Origin of the sequence: Rhizobium sp. 768_B6_N1_8 (genome assembly GCF_051811225.1) — a bacterium.
Taxonomy (GTDB): Bacteria; Pseudomonadota; Alphaproteobacteria; order Rhizobiales; family Rhizobiaceae; genus Rhizobium.
The window spans coordinates 3,673,309-3,700,180 of record NZ_JBPWPV010000001.1 but is presented as its reverse complement, the minus strand read 5'-3'; the positions used below and the strand labels follow the sequence as shown (position 1 = coordinate 3,700,180).

General features: G+C 60.6%; 25 protein-coding genes. 15 read left to right on the top strand and 10 right to left on the bottom strand.

The annotated features are described in order from the left end of the window. The first annotated feature begins 45 nt into the window (after window positions 1–45). The 11 genes from AB8B33_RS19025 (at window position 46) to AB8B33_RS18975 (ending at window position 14,015) form a co-directional block, all read left to right on the top strand. Window positions 46–375, top strand: a complete 330-nt coding sequence (locus AB8B33_RS19025) for an STAS domain-containing protein (RefSeq protein WP_439016518.1) — start codon at window positions 46–48, stop codon at window positions 373–375. Further along, complete coding sequence (locus tag AB8B33_RS19020; RefSeq protein ID WP_112544064.1) at window positions 372–740, top strand: response regulator; 369 nt, start codon at window positions 372–374, stop codon at window positions 738–740. Before AB8B33_RS19025 ends, AB8B33_RS19020 begins: the two co-directional genes overlap by 4 nt. After that, window positions 737–2,800: a chemotaxis protein CheA gene (locus AB8B33_RS19015; protein WP_310383543.1), complete on the top strand. Its 2,064-nt coding sequence runs from the start codon at window positions 737–739 to the stop codon at window positions 2,798–2,800. The genes AB8B33_RS19020 and AB8B33_RS19015 overlap by 4 nt, the downstream gene beginning before the upstream one ends. Beyond that, entirely contained in the window at window positions 2,797–3,306 is a 510-nt protein-coding gene (locus tag AB8B33_RS19010) for a chemotaxis protein CheW (RefSeq protein ID WP_007826497.1), read from the top strand. The genes AB8B33_RS19015 and AB8B33_RS19010 overlap by 4 nt, the downstream gene beginning before the upstream one ends. 30 nt (window positions 3,307–3,336) lie before the next feature. Further along, window positions 3,337–5,049, top strand: a complete 1,713-nt coding sequence (locus AB8B33_RS19005; RefSeq protein WP_439016517.1) for a methyl-accepting chemotaxis protein — start codon at window positions 3,337–3,339, stop codon at window positions 5,047–5,049. A 225-nt stretch (window positions 5,050–5,274) separates the two neighbouring features. Beyond that, the gene (locus AB8B33_RS19000; protein ID WP_439016516.1) at window positions 5,275–7,212 is read left to right on the top strand and encodes a HAMP domain-containing methyl-accepting chemotaxis protein; all 1,938 of its coding nucleotides are present in this window, start codon (window positions 5,275–5,277) and stop codon (window positions 7,210–7,212) included. A 200-nt stretch (window positions 7,213–7,412) separates the two neighbouring features. After that, window positions 7,413–9,476 (top strand): HAMP domain-containing methyl-accepting chemotaxis protein, encoded by a 2,064-nt coding sequence (locus AB8B33_RS18995; RefSeq protein WP_439016515.1) that lies wholly within the window; start codon window positions 7,413–7,415, stop codon window positions 9,474–9,476. Window positions 9,477–9,646: 170 nt separating this feature from the next. Next, a complete protein-coding gene (locus tag AB8B33_RS18990) occupies window positions 9,647–11,467 on the top strand; it encodes a methyl-accepting chemotaxis protein (RefSeq protein WP_439016514.1) in 1,821 nt (606 codons plus the stop codon). A 76-nt stretch (window positions 11,468–11,543) separates the two neighbouring features. Continuing rightward, a complete protein-coding gene (locus tag AB8B33_RS18985; RefSeq protein WP_113320887.1) occupies window positions 11,544–12,020 on the top strand; it encodes a chemotaxis protein CheW in 477 nt (158 codons plus the stop codon). 33 nt (window positions 12,021–12,053) lie between these two features. Then, window positions 12,054–12,908: a CheR family methyltransferase gene (locus AB8B33_RS18980; protein WP_439016513.1), complete on the top strand. Its 855-nt coding sequence runs from the start codon at window positions 12,054–12,056 to the stop codon at window positions 12,906–12,908. 9 nt (window positions 12,909–12,917) lie between these two features. Further along, window positions 12,918–14,015, top strand: a complete 1,098-nt coding sequence (locus AB8B33_RS18975) for a protein-glutamate methylesterase/protein-glutamine glutaminase (RefSeq protein ID WP_310383529.1) — start codon at window positions 12,918–12,920, stop codon at window positions 14,013–14,015. A 59-nt stretch (window positions 14,016–14,074) separates the two neighbouring features. Here AB8B33_RS18975 and AB8B33_RS18970 read toward each other — a convergent pair whose 3' ends face one another. Together AB8B33_RS18970 and AB8B33_RS18965 are read right to left on the bottom strand one after the other, a co-directional pair. Then, a complete protein-coding gene (locus AB8B33_RS18970) occupies window positions 14,075–14,815 on the bottom strand; it encodes a 3-oxoacyl-ACP reductase family protein (protein ID WP_439016511.1) in 741 nt (246 codons plus the stop codon). 74 nt (window positions 14,816–14,889) lie between these two features. Further along, window positions 14,890–15,468, bottom strand: a complete 579-nt coding sequence (locus AB8B33_RS18965; protein WP_113320883.1) for a TetR/AcrR family transcriptional regulator — start codon at window positions 15,466–15,468, stop codon at window positions 14,890–14,892. A 212-nt stretch (window positions 15,469–15,680) separates the two neighbouring features. Between AB8B33_RS18965 and AB8B33_RS18960 the strand changes: the two genes are divergently transcribed. The 3 genes from AB8B33_RS18960 to AB8B33_RS18950 all read left to right on the top strand — a co-directional run bounded on the left by AB8B33_RS18960 (window position 15,681) and on the right by AB8B33_RS18950 (window position 18,726). Continuing rightward, window positions 15,681–16,481, top strand: a complete 801-nt coding sequence (locus tag AB8B33_RS18960; RefSeq protein ID WP_113320882.1) for an inositol monophosphatase family protein — start codon at window positions 15,681–15,683, stop codon at window positions 16,479–16,481. Window positions 16,482–16,593: 112 nt separating this feature from the next. Beyond that, entirely contained in the window at window positions 16,594–17,694 is a 1,101-nt protein-coding gene (locus AB8B33_RS18955) for a MotA/TolQ/ExbB proton channel family protein (protein ID WP_113320881.1), read from the top strand. 3 nt (window positions 17,695–17,697) lie between these two features. Continuing rightward, entirely contained in the window at window positions 17,698–18,726 is a 1,029-nt protein-coding gene (locus tag AB8B33_RS18950; RefSeq protein WP_439016510.1) for a peptidoglycan -binding protein, read from the top strand. Here the strand turns inward: AB8B33_RS18950 and AB8B33_RS18945 are convergent. The 5 genes from AB8B33_RS18945 to AB8B33_RS18925 form a co-directional block, all read right to left on the bottom strand. Beyond that, window positions 18,707–19,957, bottom strand: coding sequence for an RNA polymerase sigma factor (locus AB8B33_RS18945; protein WP_439016509.1), 1,251 nt, complete (start codon window positions 19,955–19,957; stop codon window positions 18,707–18,709). The genes AB8B33_RS18950 and AB8B33_RS18945 overlap by 20 nt on opposite strands. Before the next feature lie 7 nt (window positions 19,958–19,964). Beyond that, the gene (locus AB8B33_RS18940) at window positions 19,965–20,306 is read right to left on the bottom strand and encodes a YciI family protein (RefSeq protein ID WP_113320878.1); all 342 of its coding nucleotides are present in this window, start codon (window positions 20,304–20,306) and stop codon (window positions 19,965–19,967) included. A 232-nt stretch (window positions 20,307–20,538) separates the two neighbouring features. Then, window positions 20,539–20,727, bottom strand: a complete 189-nt coding sequence (locus AB8B33_RS18935; RefSeq protein ID WP_007826520.1) for a YegP family protein — start codon at window positions 20,725–20,727, stop codon at window positions 20,539–20,541. 170 nt (window positions 20,728–20,897) lie between these two features. Then, the gene (locus AB8B33_RS18930) at window positions 20,898–21,887 is read right to left on the bottom strand and encodes a Bug family tripartite tricarboxylate transporter substrate binding protein (RefSeq protein WP_439016508.1); all 990 of its coding nucleotides are present in this window, start codon (window positions 21,885–21,887) and stop codon (window positions 20,898–20,900) included. A 135-nt stretch (window positions 21,888–22,022) separates the two neighbouring features. Continuing rightward, window positions 22,023–23,825, bottom strand: a complete 1,803-nt coding sequence (locus AB8B33_RS18925) for an ABC transporter transmembrane domain-containing protein (protein ID WP_439016507.1) — start codon at window positions 23,823–23,825, stop codon at window positions 22,023–22,025. Window positions 23,826–24,018: 193 nt separating this feature from the next. On the opposite strand from AB8B33_RS18925, the gene rpmE reads away from it, so the two are divergent. Then, the gene (gene rpmE, locus AB8B33_RS18920; RefSeq protein ID WP_007826526.1) at window positions 24,019–24,240 is read left to right on the top strand and encodes a 50S ribosomal protein L31; all 222 of its coding nucleotides are present in this window, start codon (window positions 24,019–24,021) and stop codon (window positions 24,238–24,240) included. Window positions 24,241–24,375: 135 nt separating this feature from the next. Here the strand turns inward: rpmE and rcdA are convergent, their stop codons facing one another. The 3 genes from rcdA to AB8B33_RS18905 all read right to left on the bottom strand — a co-directional run bounded on the left by rcdA (window position 24,376) and on the right by AB8B33_RS18905 (window position 26,860). Continuing rightward, window positions 24,376–24,891 carry a protease adaptor protein RcdA gene (gene rcdA / locus AB8B33_RS18915; protein ID WP_037103737.1) on the bottom strand — a complete coding sequence of 172 codons (516 nt, stop codon included), beginning with the start codon at window positions 24,889–24,891 and terminating at the stop codon, window positions 24,376–24,378. 374 nt (window positions 24,892–25,265) lie between these two features. After that, window positions 25,266–25,457: a DUF1192 domain-containing protein gene (locus AB8B33_RS18910; protein ID WP_037103740.1), complete on the bottom strand. Its 192-nt coding sequence runs from the start codon at window positions 25,455–25,457 to the stop codon at window positions 25,266–25,268. A 122-nt stretch (window positions 25,458–25,579) separates the two neighbouring features. Continuing rightward, the gene (locus AB8B33_RS18905) at window positions 25,580–26,860 is read right to left on the bottom strand and encodes an MFS transporter (RefSeq protein WP_113320874.1); all 1,281 of its coding nucleotides are present in this window, start codon (window positions 26,858–26,860) and stop codon (window positions 25,580–25,582) included. Window positions 26,861–26,872: the final 12 nt, after the last annotated feature.

Sequence of the window (26,872 nt, the reverse complement as noted above, 5' to 3'; positions counted from 1 at the left end):
GTCCTTTTATGGTCGTTAAGTATTTCTCCGACCATGGAGGCTGCATTGGATACTCAGGCACAATATTGCGAATCTATATCCCTTCCGAAAGTTCTGAGCATTCGTAATGCTTCGGAAGTATATTCGAATATTATTGATCGATTTCGCGGCAATAATAACATTACTCTAAGTCTTCCCGAAAACGCGGAAGCGGATCTGAGTTTTCTTCAGCTCATCGAAGCCGCCCGCCGTCAGGCAAAGGCCGAAGGCAAGACTTTTACCCTTTCGGCTCCGGCCAGCGGTCCGCTTCTCAAGGTCCTTGAGCGGGCCGGATTTACCGAGGCCTTCGATGAAGAAGACAAGAAGTTCTGGTTGCATAAAGAGGTGACGTTATGAGCGCAAACATCCTGACCGTCGACGATTCCGCCAGCATCCGCCTGACTACCAAGGTCACGCTGACCAATGCCGGCTACACGGTCACCGAAGCCGTCAATGGCGCCGAGGGTCTGGCAACAGCCAAGAGCGGCAATTTCGACCTGATCGTCACCGACCTCAATATGCCTGTCATGGACGGGCTGACGATGATCGAAGAATTGCGGAAGCTGCCCGCTCAGGCCGGCGTGCCGATCATCTTCCTGACGACGGAATCCGATGCGGACCTCAAGGCCCGCGCCAAGGCCGCCGGCGCCACCGGCTGGCTCACCAAGCCGTTCGATCCGGAAAATCTCGTTAAGATCGTGAAGAAGGTTCTTGGCAGATGAGCTCGCTTGATCCAGTCGCAGTATTCCGTACCGAAGCGGCCGAATGCCTCGAGGCGATCGAAGCCGGCCTTCTCGACCTCAACCACGACCTCGAAAACAAGGACCTCGTCGACGCCGTGTTCCGCGGCCTTCATACGTTGAAGGGCTCGGGTGCGATGTTCGGCTTCGAGGCGCTTGCCGCTTTCACCCATCATTGCGAAACGGCCTTCGACCGTGTCCGCAAGGGTGAGGTTCCGGCAACCGCCGAGCTCGTCGCCGCCGTTCTTGCCGCGCAGGATCATATGCGCGCCCTCGTCGAACAGCCCGATGCCGATCACGGCGATACCGGCCACAAGCTGCTTGCCCAGCTCCAGGCCGCCGTCGGCGGCAAGGCCGAAGTCAAGGAGGCTGTCGCGCTTGCCGCTGCAGCCCCTGCCGTCGCCGCTCCCACCAAGAAGAAAACGACCTGGCGCATCCGTTTCAGCCTGCCGGCAAATTCCATGGCCAACGGCACCAACCCGCTCGGCCTTCTGGATGAACTGCGCGATCTCGGCGAATGCACAGTCCGCGCAAACACATCAGGCATTCCGCCGCTCGATAATCTGGTCCCGACTGAGCTTTACGTTTCCTGGGACGTCATTCTGACAAGCGAACAGGACCGTTCGGCCATCGACGACGTGTTCATCTTCGTCATGGATGACATGGAGCTCGACGTTCAGGAAATCGCCGGCCCGCAAGCCGCACCGGCCGAGACAAAGACGGACGTCGCTCCTGCTCCGGACGTTCCGGTTGCCGCAGCACCTGTCGCACCGGTGCCCGCCGCTGCTCCTGAATTCCGCCCGGTCGAGGCGGTTCCGGTGAAGCGTGAAACGCCAGCGCCTGTTCAGGCGGCAGCCCAGGCAAAGGCACAGGAAAACGTCCGCGTTCCGGCAGAGCGGCTCGACGAGCTGATGGACCGTGTCGGCGAACTCGTCATTGCCCAGTCGCGCCTCAGCCAGCTGGCAAGCTCCAGTTCGGATATTGCCCTACGCTCGGTTTCGGAAGAAATCGAACGTCTCTCCGGTGAGCTGCGCGACACGATGATGGTGCTGCGCATGGTGCCGGTCGGAACGCTCTTCTCGCGCTTCCGCCGCCTCGTACACGATCTCGCCCGCGAAACCGGCAAGGTCATCGAACTCGTCACCGAGGGCGAAACGACCGAAGTCGACAAGACCGTCATCGAGCGTCTCGCCGACCCGCTGGTGCACCTCGTTCGCAACTCGATCGACCATGGCCTCGAGCCGCCAGCCGAACGCCTTGGCGCCGGCAAGACGGAAGCCGGTACCGTGACGCTGTCCGCCCACCAGTCCGGCGGCGAAGTCATCATCTCCATCAAGGATGACGGTCGCGGCATCAACCGCGAGCGGGTTCGCGCGAAGGCGGAATCCTCGGGCCTCATCGCGCCCGGCCAGCCGCTTTCCGATCAGGAACTGCTGCAGCTCATCTTCGCGCCGGGCTTCTCCACCGCCGCGCAGATCACCAATCTCTCCGGCCGCGGCGTCGGCATGGATGTCGTCAAGAAGACGGTCGAGGCGCTGCGTGGCGCGATCGAGATCGTCAGCCTGCCGGGGCAGGGCTCGGAAGTCTCCCTTCGCATCCCACTGACGCTCGCCATCATCGACGGCCTGCTGGTGCGTGTCGGTTCCGGCCGCTACGTCATCCCGCTCTCGGCGGTCGAGGAATGCCTCGAACTGTCGCTGGAAGAAGACCTCCGCTCGCGTGGGCGCAGCTTCATCTCGCTGCGCGACAGCCTGGTGCCGTTCCTGAGGCTTCGCGATCTCTTCCGCACCGGCACCAAGCCGGACGTGCATCAGAAGGTGGTCGTCATCTCGACGGGCACCGAACGTGTCGGCCTCGTGGTCGATCAGATTATCGGCGACCACCAGACGGTCATCAAGTCGATGTCGAAATTGCACAACGACGTGGCGACCTTCTCTGGCGCCACCATTCTCGGCGACGGCAGCGTCGCCCTCATTCTTGACGTCGGGCATCTCGTTGCCGCGGGTCAGCAACAGGAGGCGCAATTGCGCGTGGCAGGATGAGCACAGCAGCAACAGCCGAAAAATTCGACAAGCACTGGAATTACGCCGACGAAATCGAAGTTCTGACCTTCGATCTCAATGGCGAAACCTTCGCGCTGGAAGCGGTCATAGTCCAGGAGATCCTGGATCTGCTTCCCGAGACTGCGGTGCCGGGCAGCCAGCCCTTCGTCGCCAGCGTCATCAACTTCCGCGGCAAGGTCATTCCGCTTGCCGATCTTCGTCTCGCCTTTGGGATGGAAGCTTCGGAAGCGACGATCGATAGCCGCATCATCGTCATTGAGGTCGATCTGCAGGGGGAGCAGACACTCGTGGGAATGCGTACCGACAAGGTGAACGAGGTGACGACGCTGACGAAAAGCGCCAGCGAACCGCCGCCAAGCGTGGGTATGCGCTGGCGCGCGGATTACATCAACTGCCTGGTCAAGAGGGGGGGCGAGTTCATCATCCTTCCGAATTTGCAGGCGATTTTCTCATCGAGGCATGAGACGGCGGGGGCCGTCAACTAGCCGGGGGCCAATCATTGAGGGGTTAAGACGATGCGATTGACGATCAAGACCAAACTGGTGAGCGCGTTCACCTTCATCATTTTTATGCTGATAGGCACCGCTGCCTACGGTATCTTCAGCCTCGGTTCGCTGAACGATACGATCGGCAATCTTCTTGCAGGTCCCGCCGCGCGCCTGGACCTGGCGCAACAGATCAATATCGCCCAGCTCGAAGCCATCCGCCAGCAGAAGAACCTTCTGACAGCACGCAATGACGACGATGCTTCCGGTGCAATCGAAAAGGGCAACCAGGCCCGCAAGGACTTCGCCGATGCATTCGCTGCCGTGACGAAGCTTGCGACCGAGGAAGGCAAAGCGCGTTGGGAACGCGTTGCCGAACTCTCCAAGACATTCAATGACGCCGACGACCAGATCCGAGATTTCATCAAGGGCGGCAATACGGATGGTGCCAACACTGTCTCGGTCACGACGGCTCGCCAGGCAGCCAACGCGATCGACTCCACACTCGATGAAATTCTGGCGCTAGAAAAAAAGCGCATGCAGGATGCGGATGACAACGCCGAGCAGCAGTACGGCACGACGCGCACGATGATGATCGCGGTTGCCGCGACAGCGTTGCTGATTGCTGTCCTCACAGCCTTCTGGATTGCGAATACCATCAGCAAGGGTCTCAGCCGTGCCAACACCGTTGTCCGCGAAGTTGCCGAAGGCGACCTGACGAAGATGGCCGAGATTACCACGCATGACGAAATCGGCGAACTGCTCGGCAACGTCAATATCATGATCGAACGCCTTCGCGGTGTCGTCGCCGATGCCCTGTCTGCCGCCGACAACGTTTCTTCGGGCAGCCAGGAACTGTCGGCCAGCTCCGAGCAGGTTTCGCAGGGTGCGACCGAACAGGCGGCTTCCGCTGAAGAGGCCTCTGCTTCGATGGAGCAGATGGCTGCCAACATCAAGCAGAACGCCGACAATGCCGCTCAGACCGAGAAGATCGCCCGCCAGTCCGCCAAGGACGCGGAAGCTTCCGGCGATGCCGTCAACCGCGCCGTCGATGCAATGCGCACGATTGCCGAGAAGATCGGCATCGTTCAGGAGATTGCCCGCCAGACCGACCTGCTCGCCCTGAACGCCGCCGTAGAAGCCGCTCGTGCTGGCGAACACGGAAAAGGCTTTGCGGTCGTCGCCTCGGAAGTGCGCAAGCTCGCGGAACGCAGCCAATCGGCAGCCGCGGAGATCTCCTCCATGTCGAGCGACACGGTCAAGGCCGCCCGCGATGCCGGCGAAATGCTCGGCCGCCTGGTTCCTGACATCCGCAAGACTGCCGAACTGGTCTCCGAGATCAGCGCCGCCTGCCGCGAGCAGGATATCGGCGCTTCGCAGATCAACGAAGCGATCCAGCAGCTCGACAAGGTGACGCAGCAGAATGCCGGTGCTTCGGAAGAAATGTCGGCTACTTCGGAGGAACTTGCTGCTCAGGCCGAGGAACTGCAGGCTTCAATCGCCTTCTTCAAGGTCGATACGGCAGGCGCGACCCGTGCTGGCGTAAGGAAGACCGCTGCAAAGACGGCTGCCAAGGTGGTCAAGGCTCCGGCCGCTGCCCCACGCAAGCCAGCTCCGGCTACGCAGAACCACAATCACGGCCACACCGTCGCTTCCCAACAGGCGCGTGCCAAGGGCTTTGCTCTGGACATGTCGATGGGCGGGCCGGACGCCGGTGACGACGATTTCCGCGAAAGCGCTTAAGCGGCTTCGCAGTCAACCGAAACTCTCCGCGGCCGCTTCGGCGGCCTCGGATCGAAATATCCCGCAACGTGTGTATGCGTTAGCGTCGTGATCACTAGATGTCCGACTGCTGGGAAGTGAATCACTCGCTGTCCCCCTTTTTTGGCTCTTCATTGGTTTTACTTACTGGCGATCTGCTCACGGGCCGCCTTGCGAGACAGTATTTTCCGCTTTCAGGGGATAGAGATGCGATTCACCATTAAAATGAAGCTAGGTATTGCTTTTGGTCTCGTAATATTACTGGCACTTGGGATGGCAGGTCTTGCCATTTCCAATCTTTATTCACTCAATGCCGCCATCAGCGATATCGTTGCTGGTCCTGCCAAGAACCTTTTGAATTCGGGCGGGCTTTCTGATGCGGTCGCCGCATCGATCCGCGCCGAGAAGAATGCCGTTATGAACACGGATCCGGCTGCCATCACCGGATATCGGGACACGGTCGCGCAGGAACGGAAGACTATCGACGACCGGCTGGCCGAGCTCGACAAGGAGACCAATCCGGCAGTCGTCAGCAAGCTTGCAGAATTCCGTTCGGTCTATCCGAACTGGACACGGATGCAGGACCAGATCCTTGATTTGGCAACCCAGAACACTGCTGAAAGCAACGCGCATGCCGCTCAGATTTCCATGGGCGAAGGTGCCAAGATCACCGATAATCTCCTGAAGATCCTGGGTGAACTCAACAATCATATCGTTGAAGATCTTCACGCCACCGATGTAGCGACGAATGTCCAATACGACAATTCCAGCAGCGCCCTGATCGGCATGGCGGCGGTGCTGTTCGTTTTCTCGACGGCCATCGCGGTCTGGATCGCTTTCGGTGTCAACCGTGGCCTGAAGAAGGTTGCCTTCATCGCGGAAGCCGTCTCGAAAGGCGATCTCGAGCAGAAGGTCGAGATCAAGACCAATGATGAGATCAAGGATCTGATCGACACGGTCAACATCATGACCGCCAACTTGCGCAGCACTGCGGCCCTTGCTGACAAGATTGCCATGGGGGACCTCTCGATCGACGCAAAGCCGCTGTCGGACAAGGATGCTCTCGGCATCGCCATGCAGAGCATGGTGACCAACCTGCGCACAACTGCCGAAGTGGCCAACCAGATCTCGAACGGCGACCTGACCGTTTCACCGAAGCCGCTTTCGGAAAAGGATGTGCTCGGCACTGCGCTCGAGCAGATGGTCGAGCGCCTGCGCGGCGTCGTTGCCGATGCGATTTCGGCTGCCGAGAACGTCTCTGCGGGCAGCCAGGAACTCTCGGCAAGCTCCGAGCAGGTTTCTCAAGGTGCGACGGAGCAGGCCGCCTCCGCCGAAGAGGCTTCGGCCTCGATGGAAGAGATGGCCTCAAACATCAAGCAGAACGCCGACAATGCCGCCCAGACCGAGAAGATCGCCCGCCAGTCGGCCAAGGATGCGGAAGCCAGCGGCGAAGCCGTCTCCCGCGCCGTCGACGCCATGCGCACGATCGCGCAGAAGATCGGCATCGTCCAGGAGATTGCCCGCCAGACCGACCTTCTCGCGCTGAATGCCGCCGTCGAAGCGGCACGTGCCGGTGAGCACGGCAAGGGTTTTGCGGTCGTCGCCTCGGAAGTGCGCAAGCTTGCCGAACGCAGCCAATCGGCCGCCGCTGAAATCAGCGCCATGTCCGGTGATACGGTGAAAGCCGCCCAGGAGGCGGGCGATATGCTCGGCCGCCTGGTGCCCGACATCCGCAAGACGGCGGAGCTGGTTTCCGAGATCAGCTCGGCGTGCCGCGAGCAGGATATCGGGGCTGCCCAGATCAACGAGGCGATCCAGCAGCTCGACAAGGTGACGCAGCAGAATGCCGGCGCCTCCGAGCAGATGTCAGCAACCTCGGAGGAACTCGCCTCCCAGGCCGAGGAACTGCAGACGTCGATCGCCTTCTTCAAGGTGGACATGGCCAGCAACCGCCAGTCCCGCACGCCGGCCGCCAAGGTCACGGTCCGCAGCCCGGCTCCGGCAGCAATCCGCAAGCCGGTCGGCAAGAAGACCACGGCTGCCAATTCGGTCGCCGCCCAGCAGGCACGCGCCAAGGGCTTTGCCCTGGATATGTCGATGGGCGGCCCGGACGCCGGCGACGATGATTTCCGCGAAAGCGCCTGAGCGCTTTCTCGCTCCAATACCGTCAGGGACCAGGCTTATGGCCCCTGACCACAAGCATTCGGTGCCCAGGAACGCCGGACGCAAGATCGCAATTTCTTCGATAACTGTCTTCGCCTCCGGAATGTTTTTGCTGCGTGACGCCGCGCCCAGGAAACCACCGGTCCACACTTATTCCGTCGCTTTCAAATAGGGGTATTGCGATGCGTATCACGATCAAGCTCAAGCTCGCAGCCGCGTTCGGCTTCGTCATACTGTTGCTAGTGGGTAGTGCAGTCTTTGGAATTATCAGCCTCAGCTCGCTGAACGACGCTGTCGGCAACCTGATCGCAGGTCCTTCAAAAAGACTGGAGCTGGCTCTGGAAGCCAAAGCTGCCGAACTCGATGCCATCCGGTGGCAGAAGAATGCCCTTTTGGAAATGGATCCTGAAGCAGCCAGGAAACACTTCCAAAACTCGGCAAAGAGCATGGATGAAATGCTCACATTCGCGACAGGCGGCCAGCAGCTTGCAACGGCTGACGGCAAGCCGACGTGGGATAGGCTGGTCGAGCTGAGCAAACGTTTCGTGGAAGGTTCCAACAAAGTTGCCTTGATCCAGGAAAGTGGCGACAGGGCAGCGGCCACGGCCTATTCCGGTGGAGAGGTTCGCGCCATCGTCACGGAGCTGGAAGACGTCTTTACGGCGCTCGTCGCGCTTCAGCAGAAGTCGATGACCCAGGCCGACGACGATACGGAAATCCTCTACGGCAACACCAGGAACCTGCTGATCGGCATCGCCATCGGCGCTTCTGTCATCGCTTTTGCTGCCGCGCTCTGGATCGCGCTCGGCATCAACAGCGGCCTGCGCAAGATCATGAACGTCGCCAGCGCCGTCGCCATCGGCGATCTGAACCAGAAGGTCGAGATCCGGAGCAACGACGAGATCAAGGATCTGGTGAACACGATCAACGTCATGACGGACAATCTGCGCAATACCGCTGGCATCGCAAACGAGATTTCGAACGGTGACCTCAGCGTTACACCGAAGCCGCTCTCCGACAAGGATACGCTCGGTATTGCCATGCTGGGTATGGTGAACAACCTGCGCGCCACCGCCGATGTTGCCAACCAGATCGCAGAAGGCGACCTCTCGGTAGAGGTCAAGCCGCTTTCGGCGAAGGATACGCTCGGCATTGCGATGCAAAGCATGGTCGCCAACCTTCGCATCACTGCCGATATTGCTACGCAGATTGCTGCCGGCGACCTGACAGTGTCTCCGAAGCCGCTTTCGGCCAAGGATACACTTGGCACTGCGCTCGAACAGATGGTGGAGCGTTTGCGCGATGTCGTCGCCGACGCAATTGCAGCCGCCGAGAATGTTTCGGCCGGCAGCCAGGAGCTTTCGGCGAGCTCGGAGCAGGTATCGCAGGGCGCGACCGAGCAGGCTTCGGCGGCCGAGGAAGCCTCCTCCTCGATGGAAGAGATGGCAGCCAACATCAAGCAGAACGCCGACAATGCCGCCCAAACGGAAAAGATCGCGCGGCAATCCGCCAAGGATGCGGAGATGAGCGGAAGTGCTGTTTCCCGCGCGGTCGAAGCCATGCGTACGATCGCCCAGAAGATCGGCATCGTTCAGGAAATTGCCCGTCAGACCGACCTTCTTGCCCTCAACGCCGCGGTGGAGGCGGCTCGTGCCGGCGAACACGGCAAGGGTTTTGCGGTCGTCGCTTCGGAAGTGCGCAAGCTTGCAGAGCGCAGCCAGTCGGCGGCAGCGGAAATCAGCGCCATGTCGAGCGATACCGTCACTGCCGCCCAGGAAGCCGGCGACATGCTCGGCCGCCTAGTGCCTGACATCAGAAAGACGGCGGAACTCGTGGCGGAGATCAGCTCTGCATGCCGCGAGCAGGATGTCGGTGCGTCGCAGATCAACGAGGCGATCCAGCAGCTCGACAAGGTAACCCAGCAGAATGCGGGTGCTTCCGAGCAGATGTCTGCAACCTCCGAAGAGCTCGCTGCCCAGGCCGAGGAATTGCAGACGTCTATCGCGTTCTTCAAAGTGGATACGGCGGGTGGCAAGGCAATGGCGACGGGTGGCCGCCAGGGTCGCGCACCGGCTACCAAGGTGACCACGCGCAGCCCGGCTCCATCTGCACCTCGCAAGCCGGTCGGCAAGGCGGCTGCCGCCAACGGCATTGTCGCTCAGCAAGCCCGCGCCAAGGGTTTTGCCCTGGACATGTCCATGGGCGGACCGGACACGGCGGACGATGATTTCCGGGAAAGCGCGTAAGCGCTTCCCGGCGGACAGGCATTGGGGCCGCGGCAACAGCGGCCCCGTTACGGCCGGCGCATGGAAGCGCCGGGGCACACCGGCTCGGCCGGCAACGCATGAAGCGTTTTTACGGCGGCACAATGTGTCATTTCGCGGGATATCCGCTGCAGTCCTAAAGGGGTCTTGGAATGCGCTTCACGATCAAACTCAAACTGGGCCTGGTGTTCGGTTTCATCGTTCTCCTGACCTGCGCCATGGCCGGTCTTTCGATCTACAATCTCTCGTCGCTGAATAGCGACATCTCGGTCATGGTTGCCGGTCCGGTCGCCAATCTGCGCGATTCCGGTGATCTCTCCGATGCCGTGATGCGTTCCATCCGCGCCGAAAAGGATGCGATCATCAATACCGATGCGACCAAGATCGCCGGCTATGTCGATGAGATCTCGCAGCAGCGCGAGCAGATCAAGACACTGCAGGCTCGCCTTGCCACTTCGGAAGACCCTGACATCAGGAATGGCATGGCTCAGTTCGGCGATCTCTACGGCAAGTGGACGGCGCTGCAGGATCGTGTTGCCGACCTCGCCAAGCAGAACACAACCGAATCCAACACCCAGGCCGGCGTCATTTCGATGGGCGAAGGCCAGGCGGTGACGACCCAGCTTCTCGGCATTCTCACCAAGCTGAACGACACCGTGACCGGCAATGTCGCCGAGACCGACGCCGCTACCAACGACCAGTATGCCCAGTCACGCAACATGCTGGTGATGATGACGATAGGTCTGATCATCATATCCTCTGCTGCTGCCATCTGGATCCTGCTCAATATCTCCCGTGGCCTCAAGCGTGCAGTCCAGCTCGCGGATGCCGTCAGCATCGGCGACCTCGAACAGGACATCGAGCATAAGAGCAATGACGAAATCCGCGACCTGGTCAATTCCATGACGAGGATGACCGGCAACCTGCGTAACACGGCGCAGATCGCCAACCAGATCTCGAACGGCGACCTTACCGTGTCTCCGAAACCTCTGTCCGAAAAGGATACGTTGGGTATCGCTCTGGAGCAGATGGTGGAGCGTCTGCGTGGTGTCGTCGCTGATGCAATCGCCGCTGCGGAAAACGTCTCGTCCGGCAGCCAGGAACTGTCAGCCAGCTCCGAGCAGGTCTCGCAGGGCGCAACCGAACAGGCGGCTTCGGCTGAAGAGGCTTCTGCTTCGATGGAGCAGATGGCCTCAAACATCAAGCAGAATGCCGACAACGCCGCCCAGACCGAAAAGATCGCCCGCCAGTCCGCCAAGGATGCGGAGAATTCCGGCGATGCCGTCAACCGTGCGGTGGCTGCGATGCGCACGATTGCCGAGAAGATCGGCATCGTTCAGGAAATCGCCCGCCAGACCGACCTGCTCGCCCTGAATGCCGCCGTCGAAGCTGCGCGTGCCGGTGAACACGGCAAGGGCTTTGCGGTTGTCGCCTCGGAAGTGCGCAAGCTTGCAGAACGCAGCCAGTCGGCCGCCGCTGAGATCAGTGCGATGTCCGGCGATACAGTCAAGGCAGCGCAGGAAGCCGGCGACATGCTTGGTCGCCTGGTTCCTGACATCCGCAAGACTGCCGAACTGGTCTCCGAGATCAGCTCGGCGTGCCGCGAGCAGGATATTGGTGCAGCCCAGATCAACGAAGCGATCCAGCAGCTCGACAAGGTGACCCAGCAGAATGCCGGCGCTTCCGAAGAGATGTCGGCGACCTCCGAAGAGCTGGCGACCCAGGCTGAGGAACTGCAGGCCTCCATCGCCTTCTTCAAGGTGGACATGGCCGGCCACCGCCTGTCCCGCGCTCCGGCTGCCAAGGTCACGGTGCGCACGCCCGCTCCGACCGGAGGCCGCAAGCCGGTCGGCAAGAAGACCACGGCCGCCAATTCGGTCGCCGCCCAGCAGGCCCGCGCCAAGGGCTTTGCTCTCGACCTCTCCATGGGTGGCCCTGATGATGGGGATGCCGAGTTCAAGGAAAGCGCCTGAGCATCCGGGTCCTTTCAATATGTTAACAGGCGTCTCCGATAATCGGGGCGCCCGAATCCAAGGAAAGCGGTTGATCATGGCAACAACATCTCTGGAAGCCCAATTCGTGACCTTCAGCCTCGGCGAGGAGATCTTCGCCGTTCCGGTGGAGGTGGTGCGCGAAATCCTCGACTATGCGGAAGCATTCAAGATTCCGAATGGTCCCGACTATCTGCTTGGCCTGCGCGACGTGCGCGGCCAGGGCGTTCCGACGATCGATCTGCGCCTGAAGCTCGGCATGTCGAAGACAGTGCCGACGCCGCACACGCGGGTGCTGGTTCTCGACGTTCCGATGGAAAATCGCCTTCTGACGCTCGGCCTCGTTGCCGACCGCGTTTTCGAAGTGACGCCCTTCCGTCGCGATCAGATCGAGTCTGCACCCGATATCGGCGTACGCTGGCGGTCGGATTATATTGCTGGTGTCGTGCGCCGCGAGAACGGCTTCGTCGTCATCGTCGACCTCGCCCGGCTTCTGTCGCGCGAGGATGCAACTGTCCTGCAATCGGCCGCCTGAGGCCCTCAAGACCTGTTCGGAGCGTCGCGTTTTATGAGTATGGCAGCGGTAGAAACCCAATTGCCGGGTGACAGGATCAGCAAGCGTAATTTCGACAAGCTGGCACGGTTCATCTATGACTATAGCGGCATCAAGATGCCGCCGACGAAGCTGACGATGCTGGAGGGCCGGCTGCGCCGGCGTTTGCGCGCCACGCGCCATGCGAGCTTCGACGACTATTGTGATTTCCTGTTCAACGAGGATGGTCTCGAGCAGGAGACTGTCTACCTGATCGACGTCGTGACGACCAATAAGACCGACTTCTTCCGGGAAGCCAAACATTTCGAATATATGCAGATGGTCGCCCTACCGACGCTCGCCGACAGCGGCCTGCGGACGATCCGCACATGGAGTTCTGCCTGCTCGACGGGTGCAGAGCCCTATACGATGGCTATGGTGCTGGCCGAGTTCGTCGAGAACCGCAGCGATGTCTCCTACAATGTGCTGGCGACGGATCTCTCCACCGATGTGCTACAGACAGCGCGCAAGGGCATTTATGCGGAAGATCTGGTCGCTCCGGTGCCGCGTGATCTGCAGAAGAAATATGTCATGGTGGCCAAGCAGCATGGCCGCCGCGAGGTTCGCATCTCGCCGAAGCTGCGCAGCCGTGTCGGCTTCGCCCGCATGAACCTGATGGATGAGAAATATCCTGTTGGCGACATGATGCACCTGATCTTTTGCCGCAACGTGCTGATCTACTTCGACAAGCAGACGCAGGCCGGAGTGCTCACCCGTCTCTGCAATTGCCTCGCGAAGGGCGGTTACATGTTTATCGGTCACTCGGAATCGATCACCGGCTTCGACCTTCCCTTGAAGCAGGTTTCGAATACGGTGTTCCAGCGCATCTGAGGGGATCCTATGGCCAAAAAAGTCCGCGTCCTCATCATCGACGATTCCGCCAGTGTCAGGCAGACGCTGGCTCGGGTTCTGGAAGAAGACCCGGAGATCGAAGTCATGGCCGTGGCTTCCGACCCGTTCATGGCGGCGCGCAAGATCCAGGAAGAGATCCCTGATGTCATCACGCTCGATGTCGAGATGCCGCGCATGGATGGGATCACCTTCCTGCGCAAGCTCATGTCGCAGCGGCCGATCCCGGTCGTCATGTGCTCCTCGCTGACAGAGGCGGGTTCGGAAACTCTGCTTCAGGCGCTTGAGGCGGGTGCCGTCGACGTCATCCTGAAATCCAAGATCGGTGCGGCGGATAGCCTGGCCGATGATGCCATGCGCATCCGTGAAGTGGTCAAGAGCGCCTCGCATGCGCGGCTTACCAATGTGCGCCGCGCTGCAGGCAGCATCCGTTCGGCTTCGGCGGAAGGGCCGGCCAAGAAGCTGACGGCCGATGCGATGTTGCCGCCGCCAACCGGCCGGGCAATGGCGAAGACGACGGAAATGGTCGTCTGCGTCGGCGCTTCGACGGGCGGAACGGAAGCCCTGCGCGAATTTCTGGAAGCGCTGCCGGCCAACGCGCCAGGCATGGTCATCGTTCAGCACATGCCGGAAAAATTCACAGCGGCTTTTGCCAAGCGCCTCAACGGTCTTTGCGAAGTCGAGGTCAAGGAAGCGGCCGACGGCGATCCGGTGTTGCGCGGTCATGTGCTGATTGCGCCCGGCGACAAGCATATGTTGCTGGAGCGTCAGGGGGCGCGTTATTACGTGTCCGTCAAGCCGGGGCCGCTGGTTTCCCGCCACCGTCCGTCCGTCGATGTGCTCTTCCGTTCCGCTGCCCGTTCGGCCGGCTCGAACGCGATGGGCATCATCATGACCGGAATGGGAGACGACGGTGCGCGCGGCATGCTGGAAATGCATCAGGCCGGTGCCTATACCGTCGCGCAGGATGAAGCGACCTCGGTTGTTTTCGGCATGCCGAAGGAAGCGATCGCCAAGGGCGGTGTCGACCGTATTCTGCCGCTCGACCAGATCGCCCGCGAAGTGCTGATCACACAGCAGAAATCCTGAGTTTCGGACATTAAGCAGTGGAACGGCGGCGTATCTGCGCCGCCGTTCCACTGTCTGCATCAGGCCAGATAACCGCCGTCGATCGTAAGGCTGGCGCCGGTGATGAAGGAGGCTTCGGGGCTGGCGAGATAGGCGGTGAAGCTAGCGATTTCCTTGTCCTCGCCGATGCGGCCGAGCGCCATCAACTGTTTCAGCATCTCATGGCTGGCTTCGTTCGAGTTCATGTCCGTTGCCGTCGGGCCTGGCTGAATAGTGTTGACCGTGATGCTGCGCGGGCCGAGATCGCGGGCAAGGCCGCGTGTCATGGCGGCCACTGCACCCTTTGTCATGGAATAGACCGAGGAGGTCGGGAAACCGCTCCGCTCGGCGACGATGCTGCCGATGGTGATGATGCGCCCGCCTGCTTTCATGTGGCGCGCGGCCGCTTGCGTACCGGCAAAGACGGCGCGGACATTGACCGCAAACATGCGGTCGAAGTCCTCGAGGGGGAAATTCTCTACTGAATTCAACATGAGAATTCCGGCGCTGTTGACGAGAATGTCGATGCCACCGAACGTCGAGACGGTCTCATCGACCGCATCCTGAACGGCCTTCGGATCAGCGCTGTCTGCCTTGATGGCCAGCGCGTTCGCACCCTGCGCCTCTATTTCGGCAACGATGGCCTTCGCCTTGTCGCCAGAGGCGGAATAGGTGAACGCAACGGCCGCGCCGTCGCTGCTGAGGCGGCGGACGATTGCGGCACCGATACCGCGCGAGCCACCGGTTACGAGGGCGATCTTGCCGGAGAGTGGTTGGGACATTGTGGGTTTCTTCCTTTTTTTGGACTGTTTAGTCTGGAATTGGACATGCGAAATCGGGTTTGGACTTCCAGTTTTTACCGGAGGCTTCGAACGGCGAGGCGGGCTATCCCGCGAAGTGCTTCGGGGGGGGCGCCGTTGCGGGCGCTGACCTTCATGCCTGACAGGGTCGAGCCGAGGAACTGCACGGCATCGGTGGTATTGACATCATCCGCGACCTCGCCCCGCTTCTTGCCTTCCTCAAGGATTGTCTGCACGGCGGATGAAAGCAGGCGGGATGCCTTGTCTGTCAGATCAGAGACCGCACTGTCCGTGCGGCCGAACTCGCATACGGCGCTGACGCCAAGGCAGCCACGGCCGGCTTCGGTTTCCGGACGGGAGGCAAAGGCGATGAGCGTCTCTTCCAAAGCTTTCAACGGTGTCGTATCGCGGTGCAGATCGGCCACGAGTTGAGAGACGCTGTCGAGATTGTAGCGGTCGAGCGCTGCCAGATAGAGGCTGCGCTTGTCGCCGAAAGTATCGTACATGCTTTGCCGGCTGATCTTCATGGCCGAGAGCAGCGCATCCGTGGACGTGCCCTCGTAGCCGTGTTCGGTAAACACGGTGATGGCAGCCTTGAGTGCGGTGTCGCGATCGAATTCCTTATGCCTTGCCATGACGCCTCAATAAGGTTTCCAGACTGATCTGTCCAGAATAATTTAGGAACTATCCTTTCCTGCTGCAACCCTGCCATGCGGCATTCCCCTTGAAATTTCCCTGATTTTGTGGTCTTGAGGCCGCCAATCTATGCAGCGCTGTCGCTTCCGGCGTTCAGGGACATATCCCGCCCCTGACAGCGCGTCCCGTATTATCCAAGGAAAATGCCCACATGGCCCGTTCAGCTCTTCTCAATGTCATGGTTCAGGCTGCCATCAAGGCAGGCAAGTCGCTGGGGCGTGATTTCGGGGAAGTGCAGAACCTGCAGGTATCCGTGAAGGGACCGGGCGACTTCGTTTCGAATGCCGACCGCAAGGCCGAGAAGATCGTCAAGGAAGAGCTTCTCAAGGCTCGTCCGACCTATGGCTTCCTTGGCGAAGAGAGCGAAGAGATCAAGGGTACCGATGGTGCGCACCGCTGGATCGTCGATCCGCTCGATGGCACGACCAACTTCCTGCACGGTATCCCGGCCTTTGCCGTTTCCATTGCACTCGAGCGCAACAATGAGATCGTCGCAGGCGTGGTCTTCAATCCGGCGACGGACGAGCTTTACACTGCCGAGCGTGGCGGCGGCGCGTTCCTCAACGATCGCCGCCTGCGCGTCGCCTCGCGCCGGGTGCTTTCCGACAGCGTCATCGGCTGCGGCGTGCCGCATCTCGGCCGCGGCAATCACGGCAAGTTCCTGATCGAGCTGCGCCATGTCATGGGCGAAGTTGCCGGCATCCGCCGCATGGGGGCAGTCTCGCTTGATCTTGCCTATGTGGCCGCCGGTCGTTTCGACGGCTTCTGGGAAGTGGCGCTGTCGCCCTGGGACATGGCGGCCGGCATTCTGCTCATCCGCGAAGCGGGTGGTTATGCCACTGACTGGGACGGGGGGGCGTCAATTCTGGAGACCGGTGCGATCATTGCCGGCAACGAGCACATCCACAAAGCGCTCACGGAAGTCGTCAAGCGGCCGGTTCCGACCAAGTGACGATCTGGGCAACAGCCTGTTGTAAAGTCCGGCTTTTCGCCTGCGCATACTTCAATTCGGCACAATGTTGATCTAGTCTTCGGCTGTAATGAGTCCGGAGGCCGAGGAACCTATGGAAAATGTGAATGTGGCCGAGTTCGGCTCGACCGAGAAGACGGCCGGTGGCTACACTTACAAACTCTCCAGCCCCATGTCGTTCTTCTGGACGATGGTGTTGTTCCTCATCATCGTGGGCTTCATCGCGGCGATCCTGTTCCGGCAGACGCAGACTGCCTTCATGCATAATCCGGGCCTGAACGGTCTCATCGTCGGCGTTCTTGCCGTTGGAATCATTCTCGTTTTCAATCATGTCCTGTCGCTTCGCCCGGAAGTACGCTGGTTCAATTCTTTCCGTGCTGCTGGCAGTGCCGACAAGGTGAACCGCCATCCGCGGCTGCTTGCGCCGATGCGGGCGCTGATTGGAAATCGTAGCAGGTCCGGGGTTGCATTATCGACCACCGCGCTGCGCTCCATTCTGGATTCGATTGCCAACCGCCTCGACGAATCGCGTGACGTTTCCCGCTATCTTATCGGCCTTCTCGTCTTTCTCGGCCTGCTCGGCACCTTCTGGGGCCTTATCGGCACGATCGGCTCCATCAGCTCTGTCATCCAGTCGCTCGATGCCGGCTCGAATGGCACGGGCGATGTGCTTTCGACGCTGAAGGAAGGGCTTGCGATGCCGCTTTCCGGCATGGGCCAGGCTTTCTCGTCCTCGCTGCTCGGTCTTTCGGGCTCGCTGATCCTCGGGTTCCTCGATCTGCAGGCCGGACGTGCGCAGAACCGTTTCTATACGGAGCTGGAAAACTGGCTCTCCTCGGTTACCGATGTCGGCTCCGACATTCCGGTGCCGGCGCTGGATGGCGTTTCTGGTGGCTCATCGGAAGATATGAAGGCCCTGTCGGAATATCTGCGAAAGGTCGCCGAAGGGGACGGCGCGTCCAGCCAGCGGTCGGTCGCCGCCATGGCAAGCCTTGCCGAAGGCATTCAGGGTCTCGTCAAGAACATGCGCAACGAGCAGCAGATGCTGCGCGACTGGATCGAGGTCCAGCAGGACGAGGCAAAGGCGATGCGCCGCACGCTCGATCGTCTGGCTGAACGCATCGGTGTGCAAGACCGCGGCAGCGACAGAGCGCGCGAACGGTCCGGCCAGGTCGAAAAGAGCGAGGGCAAGTAAGCCATGCCTCTTGGCCGCAACCGCCGCCAACGCGCGGTGGACTACTGGCCGGGCTTCGTCGATGCTCTATCGACGCTGCTCATCGCCATCATGTTCATCCTCACGGTTTTCGTTGTCGGCCAGTTCATTCTCAGCCGCGAAATCAGCGGTCGTGACGAGGTGCTGACGCGTCTGAACGGTCAGATCAACGAGCTCACGCAGTTGTTGGCGCTCGAGAAGGGCAGCAATCAGGATCTTCAGGATTCGGTCGCCAATCTGCAGGCGTCGCTTGCGAGTGCCGAGGGCGAGCGTACGCGGTTGCAGGCGCTTCTCAGCGCCGGTACCGGCGGCCAGAATGCGGCAAAGCAGCAGATCGGAACGCTGACGCAGCAGCTCGATGAGCAGAAGCAGGTCAGCGACCGTGCCCTCAGCCAGGTCGAGCTCCTCAACCAGCAGATCGCGGCGCTGCGCAGCCAGATCGCTGCTGTCGAGGCAGCACTTCAGGCTTCCGAGGAGAAGGATCAGACTTCGCAGACGAAAATCGCCGATCTCGGCCGCCGCCTGAACGTGGCGCTGGCTGCGCGTGTGCAGGAACTCAATCGCTACCGCTCGGACTTCTTCGGCCGCTTGCGCGAAATCCTGTCCGATCGCGAGAACATTCGCGTCGTCGGCGACCGTTTCGTCTTTCAGTCGGAAGTGCTGTTCCCGTCTGGCGGAGCCGACCTCAATCCGGATGGCCAAACGGAAATGGCAAAGCTTGCCGCCGCGCTACTCGATCTCGCCAAGGAAATTCCGCCTGAGATCAACTGGGTTCTGCGCGTCGATGGCCATACGGACAATGTCGCACTGTCGGGCTCAGGCCGCTACCGCGACAACTGGGAGCTTTCATCCGCCCGCGCGATTTCGGTCGTGAAGTTCCTGATCGCGCAGGGAGTGCCCGCAGACCGGCTCGTTGCGGCAGGTTTTGGCGAATTCCAGCCGATTGCACCGGGCGATACGCCGGACGCGCGTGCCACCAACCGCCGTATCGAGCTCAAGCTGACCGAAAAATAACGGCTTGAAGCTTGCCGGTGAGGAAGGTGCGGACGGCGGGACTGTCGCTGAGGCCGATCGCCATCCTGTAGGCTGCTGCCGCGGCATCGCTTTCGCCAAGGTCTTCCAGCAGATGCGCCCGCACCGCCCAGTAAGGCTGGTAGCTGGCGATGCCCGGTTGTTCCAACCCGTCCAGCAGGGCGATGGCCGGGGCCGCGCCATCGACCCTGCCGATTACGGCGGCATGGCTGACCTTGGAACCGAGTGTCGGTTTCATCGCGATGAGCGCTCGGTAGAGGGTGACGAGCGCCTTCCAATCCGTCGTGCCCGTCCGGCGGCGCGTGGTGTGGACGGACTGGATCGCCGCCTGGCACTGGAACGGACCGAAGCGGTCGAAAGTGCCCGCCTTGCGCAGCAACGCGTCGGCTTCGGCCATCATGATTTCGTTCCAGAGACCGGTATCCTGCTCCTCAAGCGGTATGTAGGCGCCATCGCCATCACGTCGTGCGTGTCTTCTCGCCTCGCAATAAAGCATCAGTGAGAGCAGCCCGATGACCTCCGGCTCCTCGGGCAGAATGGTCATGAGGGCGCGGCCAAGCCAGATCGCCTCATCGGTCAGGCTCGTGCGACTGCCTCCTTCACCATCGAGACCGTCCCAGCCGAGCCCGTAGGCGGCATAGATTGCCGAGAGCACGCCTGCCAGCCGTTCCGTCAGGATCTGCCGCTCGGGAACGGCGAAGGGAATGCCGGCGTCGCGGATCTTGACCTTGGCCCGCACCAGGCGCTGGCTCATGGCATCCGGCAAGACTACGAAGGCCTGTGCGATTGTCTTCGCATCAATGCCGAGCACGGTCTGAAGCATCAGCGGCGTGTGAACGGACCGGTCAATTGCCGGGTGTGTGCAGGCAAAAAGCAGCTTCAGTCGCTCATCGGAAAAGTCGCCATTTCGTGCATCGTTCATGCGCTCCTCGGCTTCCTCGACGGCCAGCGCAATCGTTTCGCTGGCATTGTCGCGGACGGTTCGATGGCGGGCAGCCTGTATGAGGTTGCGGCGGGCTGCGGTGAGCAGCCAGCCCTCGGGATTGTCGGGAATGCCCCGCTCGGGCCAGACCCGCAACGCGGCCGCCAGCGCATCAGACAATGCGTCCTCCGCCGCCGGGACATCGCGGGAGCGGGCGGCAAGGAAGGCGATGAGCTTGCCGTAGGATTGCCGTGCCACCTTCTCGGCGGCACGGCCTGCATCGGATGTCACAACGGCCTCACGCGACCTGCAGCCGGGGCCGTATTTCCACCGAGCCCTGTTCGGAGACGGGAACGCGCGTGGCCCATTCGAGCGCCGTATCGAGATCGGGCACGTCGATCACGTAGAAGCCGCCGAGCGATTCCTTACCTTCCGGGTAGGGGCCATCCTGTACATCATGGTTCTCGCCCTTGCGACGCACGATCGTGCCTGTCTCAGGCGGGGTCAGGCCGGCACCAGCGGTCAAGATCCCGGCTTGCACCAGTGCCTTGGTATAGGCCGTCCAGCCGTCGCGGTAGGCAGGGTCGCTGCGGCGGACGAAGTCTTCTGCGGATTCACGGATGATAAGTGCGTATTGCATCGGAAACTCCTGATCCTCTAGGGGCGTTTGACCGGGCAGACAGCATCTAAAGCCAAATTCGCCCATGCTGCAATGCTCCGGTGGCGCGGCCTTCAGCCGTTCCGAAACAATGAGGTCTCAGTCGTCCTCATTTCGACATTGCGGTCGAAAAAAATCGATCACATGGAAATGCGTGCGAAAAATACGCTGAGCGGAAAGTGCGGGAGGCGACTGATGCCGCCTCCGCTTCCAGTCAGGCTTCCGCCTTTGTCTGATCCACTACATCAGCGCCAGGCGAATTTTTCTTGATGGATTCGATGGCGTTTATCGCGGATGCCTTCGCCTTGTAGCCTTCGGACGAGAACATGGTCTCGCCGTTCGACGCCTTGAAGCGGAAGCGGAATTCACCGGCCTTATCCTTGTAAACTTCAAATCTGTACATGGATCCCTCCTGGTAAGCTGAAATCATGCATCAGCCTTCCGAAAGCTAGCCCAGAATTGCGAGCTTTTCCACTACCTTAATTAGAATTCAATTGCATGGCGTCCAATTGCCGCCGGTTGGATCGGGCGCGGGAGAAGGGGCTAACGGCACGCTGTCCCCTTCCGTTGTGCTCATTCCATCTGGATATGGGCGCCGTCCACGACCGGTTTCCATTTCGCAAGCTCGGCCTTCACGTGGGCGCCGAGTTCTTCCGGCGTGGAGCCGACGATCGTTGCGCTGAATTCCTTCATCCGCTCGGCAACGGCCGGATCGGTCAGCGCCTTCTTGGCGGAGGCGTTGAGGCGGGTGATCACATCGGCCGGCGTATTGGCCGGTGCAAAGAGCGCATTCCACGTATAGGTCTCGTATCCCGGGATACCGGATTCCGCGATGGTCGGAATATCAGGGAAGGATGACGCGCGTTCGGCGGTCGTTACGGCGAGTGCCCGCAGCGTGCCGGCCTTGATGTGGCTAGACGACGAGGGCAGGTTGTCGAACATGATCGGCACCTGGTTGCCAATGACGTCGTTCAGTGCCGGTCCAGCGCCCTTATAGGGAATATGCTGCATGTCGACGCCCGCCATACTTTTAAAAAGTTCGCCGGAAAGATGCAGCGGCGTGCCGTTGCCGGATGAGGCGTAACTGTATTTGTCCGGATCGGCCTTCAGCAGCGCGATCAATTCCTGCACGTTCTTTGCGGGCAGTTCCGGATTGACGACCAGCACGTTCGGAACGACCACGAGCAACGAGATCGGCGCGAAATCCTTCTCGGCATCATAAGGCGTCGATTTCAGGATCAGCGGATTGAGCGCGTGGGTGGCGACAGTGCCCATCAGGATCGTATAGCCGTCCGGCGCAGCACGCGCGACGTTGTCAGCGCCGAGATTGCCGCCGGCTCCCGCAACATTCTGCACGATGACCTGCTGGCCGAGATCTTCAGACATTTTCTGCGCGACGATACGCGCGACGACATCGGTCGAGCCTCCGGCCGCGAAAGGCACGATCATGGTTATGGATCGGTCAGGAAAGCTCTGAGCCGATGCGGCCGTGCCTGTGGCGGCTGCGAGCAGGCCAAGGCCGAGCGCCAGGCTCATGCGACGGGTAATATCAGAAAACGCCATTCGAATCTCCTCCCACAGATTTCAACAGCAAGGGCCCCTACCTCGGGCATAGGGAGGTTAGGGCAGGTTGCCGCAAAGGCAACCGCGTCCGGGAGCTATGCGATCAGACTTTAGTCGCGATGACGTATGGGGAAGCTATTTGGCGGCTGCCAGCACATCCTCGTTGGCTGCATCGAATTGCAGGCTGGCGAGCTTTGCATAGATGCCGCCGTGCCGGATCAGGCTCTGATGTGTGCCTTCCTCGACGACACGGCCCTGATCCATGACGAGAATGCGGTCGGCCTTGAGAACAGTGGCGAGACGGTGGGCGATGACAATCGTAGTGCGGCCATGCATAAGCCCGTCAAGCGCCCTCTGCACAAGCGTTTCGCTCTCGGCGTCAAGGGCCGAGGTCGCTTCGTCCAGGAGCAGGATAGGTGTGTTCTTCAGGATCGCGCGGGCGATGGCGATGCGCTGGCGCTGGCCACCGGATAGCGTTATGCCGCGTTCGCCGACTTGCGTATCGTAGCCTTTGTCCAGCCGATTAATGAACTCATCGGCCTGGGCCGCGATCGCGGCGGCGCGTACCTGCTCGCGCGTGGCGCCTTGAACACCGAAAGCGATATTGTCGTGGATCGAGGCGACGAAGATGGTGACATCCTGCGGCACGATAGCAATGCGCTGTCGCAAGGCGTCCGGATCTGCCTGCCGGGCGTCGACACCGTCGATCTTCACGCTACCCTGTTGCGGATCGTAGAAGCGCAGCAGCAGCGAGAAGACCGTGCTCTTGCCGGCGCCGGATGCACCGACGATTGCTACTGTTTCTCCTGGCAGCACCGTGAAATCCAGTCCGTGCAGGGCCGATTTGCCTGGACGAGACGGATAGGCGAAGTGCACGCCGTCGAATTCCACGCGGCCCTGGGCAGGCGAGGGCAGTGGCTGCGGATTTGCGGGGGCGGTGATCGGCGAGACTTCGTCGAGAAGCTCAGTCAGGCGGTCGGCTGCACCTGCTGCCTGCGAAAGCTCGCCCCAGACTTCCGAGAGTGCGCCGAGCGATCCGGCTGCGATGACCGCATAGAGCAGAAACTGCCCGAGTGTGCCGGCCGAAAGCGTGCCAGCGAGGACACTATGGGCGCCAAACCAGAGAACGGCGACCACGCTGCCGAAGATCAGGGTGATGGCGATGCCCGTCAGCAGGGCGCGGGAGGAGACGGCGGAACGTGCGGCCTGATAGGCGGATTCGACAGCCGAGCCGTAACGGTCCGCTGCGGCGGTTTCGGCGTTGAAGGCCTGCACGGTGCGGGTTGCAGCGATCGTCTCATTGGCGAAGGCGGAGGCTTCTGCCAGCGTATCCTGTGCCGCGCGGGAGCGCTTGCGCACCGATCGTCCGCCGGCGACCAGCGGAAAGACGATGATCGGGATTGCGACGATGACGAGGCTCGAGAGCTTCGGCGAGGTGATGATCATCATACCGAGCGCACCGATACAGAGGATCAGGTTGCGGAGCGCCACGGAAGCCGTGGCGCCGACGGCGGATTTGATTTGCGTGGTGTCGGCCGTCAGCCGCGAGACGATCTCGCCCGACTGGTTGACGTCGAAGAACGAGGGTGAGAGCCGTGTGACATGCGCAAAGACGTCACGGCGCAGATCCGCAACGATGCGTTCGCCGATGGTAATGACGAAATAATAGCGAAGAGCGCTGGCGACGGCGAGCACGATGGCCATGATCATCAGCATGGCAAAGTAGCTGTTGATGAAGGTACCATCGGCCTGGGTGAAGCCGTGGTCGATCATGCGGCGCACGGCAAGCGGTATAGCAAGCGATGTGACGGCGGCGAGCGCCAGCGAAACCAGAGCGCCCGCGACTAGGCCGCGATAACGCGCCACATAAGGTGTCAACCTGCCGAGCGGCCTTAGCGAACGCGACTTCTTTTCCCCAAGCTCTGCCTGCTCTGCCAAATCGTCTCCGATCGCCCTCAAAGACCGCGTATTGCGGCTCCTTGGCCCTTGTTATCCCGGCGCCCTTCATGTATAGGCACCGCATCCTAATGGGAAGCCGTAGCCTTCACGACTGCGGCTTCATTTATTCAATCGGTTCTTTCCCCGCAACTGTCTGCGGCAAATTGAACCCCGGCATCGCAGGAAGATTGTCATGAAGGAAGGCATCCATCCCGACTACCACGTCATCAAGGTAGTCATGACCGATGGCACCGAGTACGAAACCCGCTCGACCTGGGGTTCGGAAGGCGCTGTCATGAACCTCGAAATCGACTCCAAGTCGCACCCGGCCTGGACCGGCGGTAACCAGCAGCTGATGGACCGCGGCGGTCGTGTTTCGAAGTTCAACAAGCGTTTCGGCGGCCTCGGCCTCTAATTCGCTTCCGCTTGGCGGAATATTCAAAAGCCCGGCCTTGTGCCGGGCTTTTTGTTTTCCGGGCCTATACCGGTGAGCAAACAAAAAACCGGCCGCGTTGCCGCAGCCGGTTTCATGAAATTCTATGATGCCAGATCAGTTGTTGCCGAAGGCCGTCTGCAGCAGGGAAAGCTGAGCCTGGACGCTGTTCTGGTTATCAGGAACGATCGCAGCTTCTGTCGGGCGATAGATTTCGCGGTCGAGCAAGGCGATGCGGTTCTGCAGGCGGAGCGAGCGCTCTACGAGATCGCGGAAGGATTCCGGCAGGTCACCCCAGCCCGGAGCGTTGCGGTCGACATTAAAGCCGTCGAGCCGAACCTTATTCTTCTCTGCCAGAACCTGATCGCGGGACATTTCGCCATTGTTGACGGCGCGCTGCAGGAGCAGCCAGGAAGCCATCTGCATGAGACGGGTGGTCAGGCGCATCGATTCAGCCGCGTAAAGGACCGAGGCCATGCGCGGCAGCACCTTAGCGGCTGCGCGGCCCTGGCCGTCGAGGTAGGATGCGGTTTCTTCGACCAGCGACATGCCCTCTGCATACAGCGTCTTGAACTGCGAGGATGCGGCAGCGCGGCCCGCAAAACTGATTGTATTCAATCCAAGTTCCGACATCGAAAGAATCCCTGTTGCACGCATCTACTATCAGGTAACGCCGGTTTCCGCGGAAAAGTTTCCCAGGCCGGTCTTTATGATTTCAAGATGGTATCTTTAGCCTAATTGCGCAAGCCGTTTCTTAAGAAAAGGTTAATCTCCACAGTTTCGTGGAAAGGTCTAAGGCAGCGCAAAAAAGAAGAGCCGCAAAAGCGGCTCTCAAGGTAAAACAGGGAGAAAAATCAGACCAATTCACCGCTTGGAAAACTGTCTGAGGTTCAGAAGGATCTGAACAGCTTGAGTAATATCTTATAAAGCTTAATTTTTTATTAATGTCGTTCCAATTTAAGACTTAACGAAAGTAATTTCGGAGCAATAGTTGCTCGTTCACAGTCTTATGATCGGAAAAGGCTTTCGGCGGCTAATCTGCCGGAAGCCTTCTTGGTCGCCTCGGCTTCGAGCCGCGCGATCTCGGCTTTCAAGAGTTCCACGCGCGCCTTCAGCTCGTCCACCGAAAGCAGGGAGAGATCGGAGCCGATCTCGTGTGCAGTCTTCTTCTGAGGCCTGTCGTCATCCATCAAGCTCATTGTCGCTCCTCCTTTAAACCGTGTCGCGATCTTTCAGATTCGCCTCCACGCTTTAAGTCTCCGTTTCCGGCATGTCGTTATCGCAAAACCGCTGCACAGTTTGCGCAACATGCGTCAGTTCGTCAGCCGAACTTTACAGCAGGATCGCCGGTTTCGGGAGACTTGTTGGAGCCGCGATCGGCAAGCGACATGCTTTGCGGCGTGAGCGTAGGAGATGTTGCTGTCGGGATCGTCGTGTAGGCATCGCGGTCGCTTGCCGGAATGGCTGCGCGAATACGGCTCCTGACGATGGCATAGCCGGTGATCAGAAGATGGGCGAGCGCCGTCACCAGGAAGAGCGCATGCGGGCTGATGATCGACATGACCGGACCGCCGATCGTCGGACCGATGACGGTGCCGATGCCGTAAAGAAGCAGCAGGCCGCCCGAGACCTTTACGAAATCCTCCGATGCGGCAAAGTCGTTCGCATGGGCGACGGCGATCGGATAGAGCGTATTGGCGACGGCGCCGTAGAGGATGACGAGGCCGATCAGGAAGACAGGGGACGAGGGGTGCAGCACGAAGATCAGGAGGCCGGCGAGCGCTGCGATGGCTGACATGGCCGCCAGCACATAACGGCGGTCGATGCGGTCGGAGAGGCGCCCAGCCGGAAGCTGCATGATGGCACCGGCAAAGATGGTGGCACTCATCATCACCGCAATCGAGGTGTCGGAGAGGCCGGCACCCGCGCCGAAGACGGCGCCGAGTGTACCGTAGGCACCGTTGGCGATGCCGACGAGCAGGATGCCAAGGCAGGAGACGGGCGAATTGCGATAGAGCGCAGGCAGATCGAGTTTCACCGCTTTCAGTGGCTGCGGCGAAGCGGCGGTCGAGAGCGTCGTCGGCAGCATGGCGATGCAGTAAAAGATGCCGCAGATCATGAAGAGCACTGGTGTGCGCACGTCTTCCAGCGGGATCATCAACTGGCCGCCCACGACGCCAAGAAGGGTGATGCCGATATAGAGCGAGAAGATCGCACCGCGGCTTTCATTGTTCGCCCGCTCGTTCAGCCAGCTTTCGATGATCATCGAGGTGCCAGCGGTTGAGAAGCCGGTGACAGCGCGCAGGATGACCCACCAGACCGGGTCGATAATGATGCCGCTGACCAGCGCGATGATGGCGATAATGGCAATGAAGCCGGAGAAGGCGCGTACATGGCCGACGCGGCGCACCATCTTCGGGGCGACAAGGCAGCCGATGACGAAGCCCGCCGCCCAGGAGGTGCCGAGCAGGCCCAGTGTGGTCGTTGCATAACCTTCGAGATTTCCGCGTACGGGAAGCAGAATGCCCTGCAGTCCGTTGCCCATGAAAAGGAAGAGCGTGCCAAAGAGCAGCGCAGCGACGGACAGCAGATTTCTTGTCATATCCCCAGACTC

Bases quoted from the DNA above. Each gene is read 5' to 3' on its own strand.
- AB8B33_RS19020 (WP_112544064.1), top strand. From the start codon at position 372: ATGAGCGCAAACATCCTGACCGTCGACGATTCCGCCAGCATCCGCCTG.
- AB8B33_RS18970 (WP_439016511.1), bottom strand. From the start codon at position 14,815: ATGTCCCAACCACTCTCCGGCAAGATCGCCCTCGTAACCGGTGGCTCG.
- AB8B33_RS19005 (WP_439016517.1), top strand. From the start codon at position 3,337: ATGCGATTGACGATCAAGACCAAACTGGTGAGCGCGTTCACCTTCATC.
- AB8B33_RS19000 (WP_439016516.1), top strand. From the start codon at position 5,275: ATGCGATTCACCATTAAAATGAAGCTAGGTATTGCTTTTGGTCTCGTA.
- rcdA (WP_037103737.1), bottom strand. From the start codon at position 24,891: ATGTCGGAACTTGGATTGAATACAATCAGTTTTGCGGGCCGCGCTGCC.
- AB8B33_RS19010 (WP_007826497.1), top strand. From the start codon at position 2,797: ATGAGCACAGCAGCAACAGCCGAAAAATTCGACAAGCACTGGAATTAC.
- AB8B33_RS19015 (WP_310383543.1), top strand. From the start codon at position 737: ATGAGCTCGCTTGATCCAGTCGCAGTATTCCGTACCGAAGCGGCCGAA.
- AB8B33_RS18995 (WP_439016515.1), top strand. From the start codon at position 7,413: ATGCGTATCACGATCAAGCTCAAGCTCGCAGCCGCGTTCGGCTTCGTC.
- AB8B33_RS18955 (WP_113320881.1), top strand. From the start codon at position 16,594: ATGGAAAATGTGAATGTGGCCGAGTTCGGCTCGACCGAGAAGACGGCC.
- AB8B33_RS18960 (WP_113320882.1), top strand. From the start codon at position 15,681: ATGGCCCGTTCAGCTCTTCTCAATGTCATGGTTCAGGCTGCCATCAAG.
- AB8B33_RS18985 (WP_113320887.1), top strand. From the start codon at position 11,544: ATGGCAACAACATCTCTGGAAGCCCAATTCGTGACCTTCAGCCTCGGC.
- AB8B33_RS18965 (WP_113320883.1), bottom strand. From the start codon at position 15,468: ATGGCAAGGCATAAGGAATTCGATCGCGACACCGCACTCAAGGCTGCC.
- AB8B33_RS18950 (WP_439016510.1), top strand. From the start codon at position 17,698: ATGCCTCTTGGCCGCAACCGCCGCCAACGCGCGGTGGACTACTGGCCG.
- AB8B33_RS18980 (WP_439016513.1), top strand. From the start codon at position 12,054: ATGAGTATGGCAGCGGTAGAAACCCAATTGCCGGGTGACAGGATCAGC.
- AB8B33_RS18975 (WP_310383529.1), top strand. From the start codon at position 12,918: ATGGCCAAAAAAGTCCGCGTCCTCATCATCGACGATTCCGCCAGTGTC.
- AB8B33_RS18990 (WP_439016514.1), top strand. From the start codon at position 9,647: ATGCGCTTCACGATCAAACTCAAACTGGGCCTGGTGTTCGGTTTCATC.
- AB8B33_RS18910 (WP_037103740.1), bottom strand. From the start codon at position 25,457: ATGAGCTTGATGGATGACGACAGGCCTCAGAAGAAGACTGCACACGAG.
- rpmE (WP_007826526.1), top strand. From the start codon at position 24,019: ATGAAGGAAGGCATCCATCCCGACTACCACGTCATCAAGGTAGTCATG.
- AB8B33_RS18905 (WP_113320874.1), bottom strand. From the start codon at position 26,860: ATGACAAGAAATCTGCTGTCCGTCGCTGCGCTGCTCTTTGGCACGCTC.
- AB8B33_RS18930 (WP_439016508.1), bottom strand. From the start codon at position 21,887: ATGGCGTTTTCTGATATTACCCGTCGCATGAGCCTGGCGCTCGGCCTT.
- AB8B33_RS18940 (WP_113320878.1), bottom strand. From the start codon at position 20,306: ATGCAATACGCACTTATCATCCGTGAATCCGCAGAAGACTTCGTCCGC.
- AB8B33_RS18935 (WP_007826520.1), bottom strand. From the start codon at position 20,727: ATGTACAGATTTGAAGTTTACAAGGATAAGGCCGGTGAATTCCGCTTC.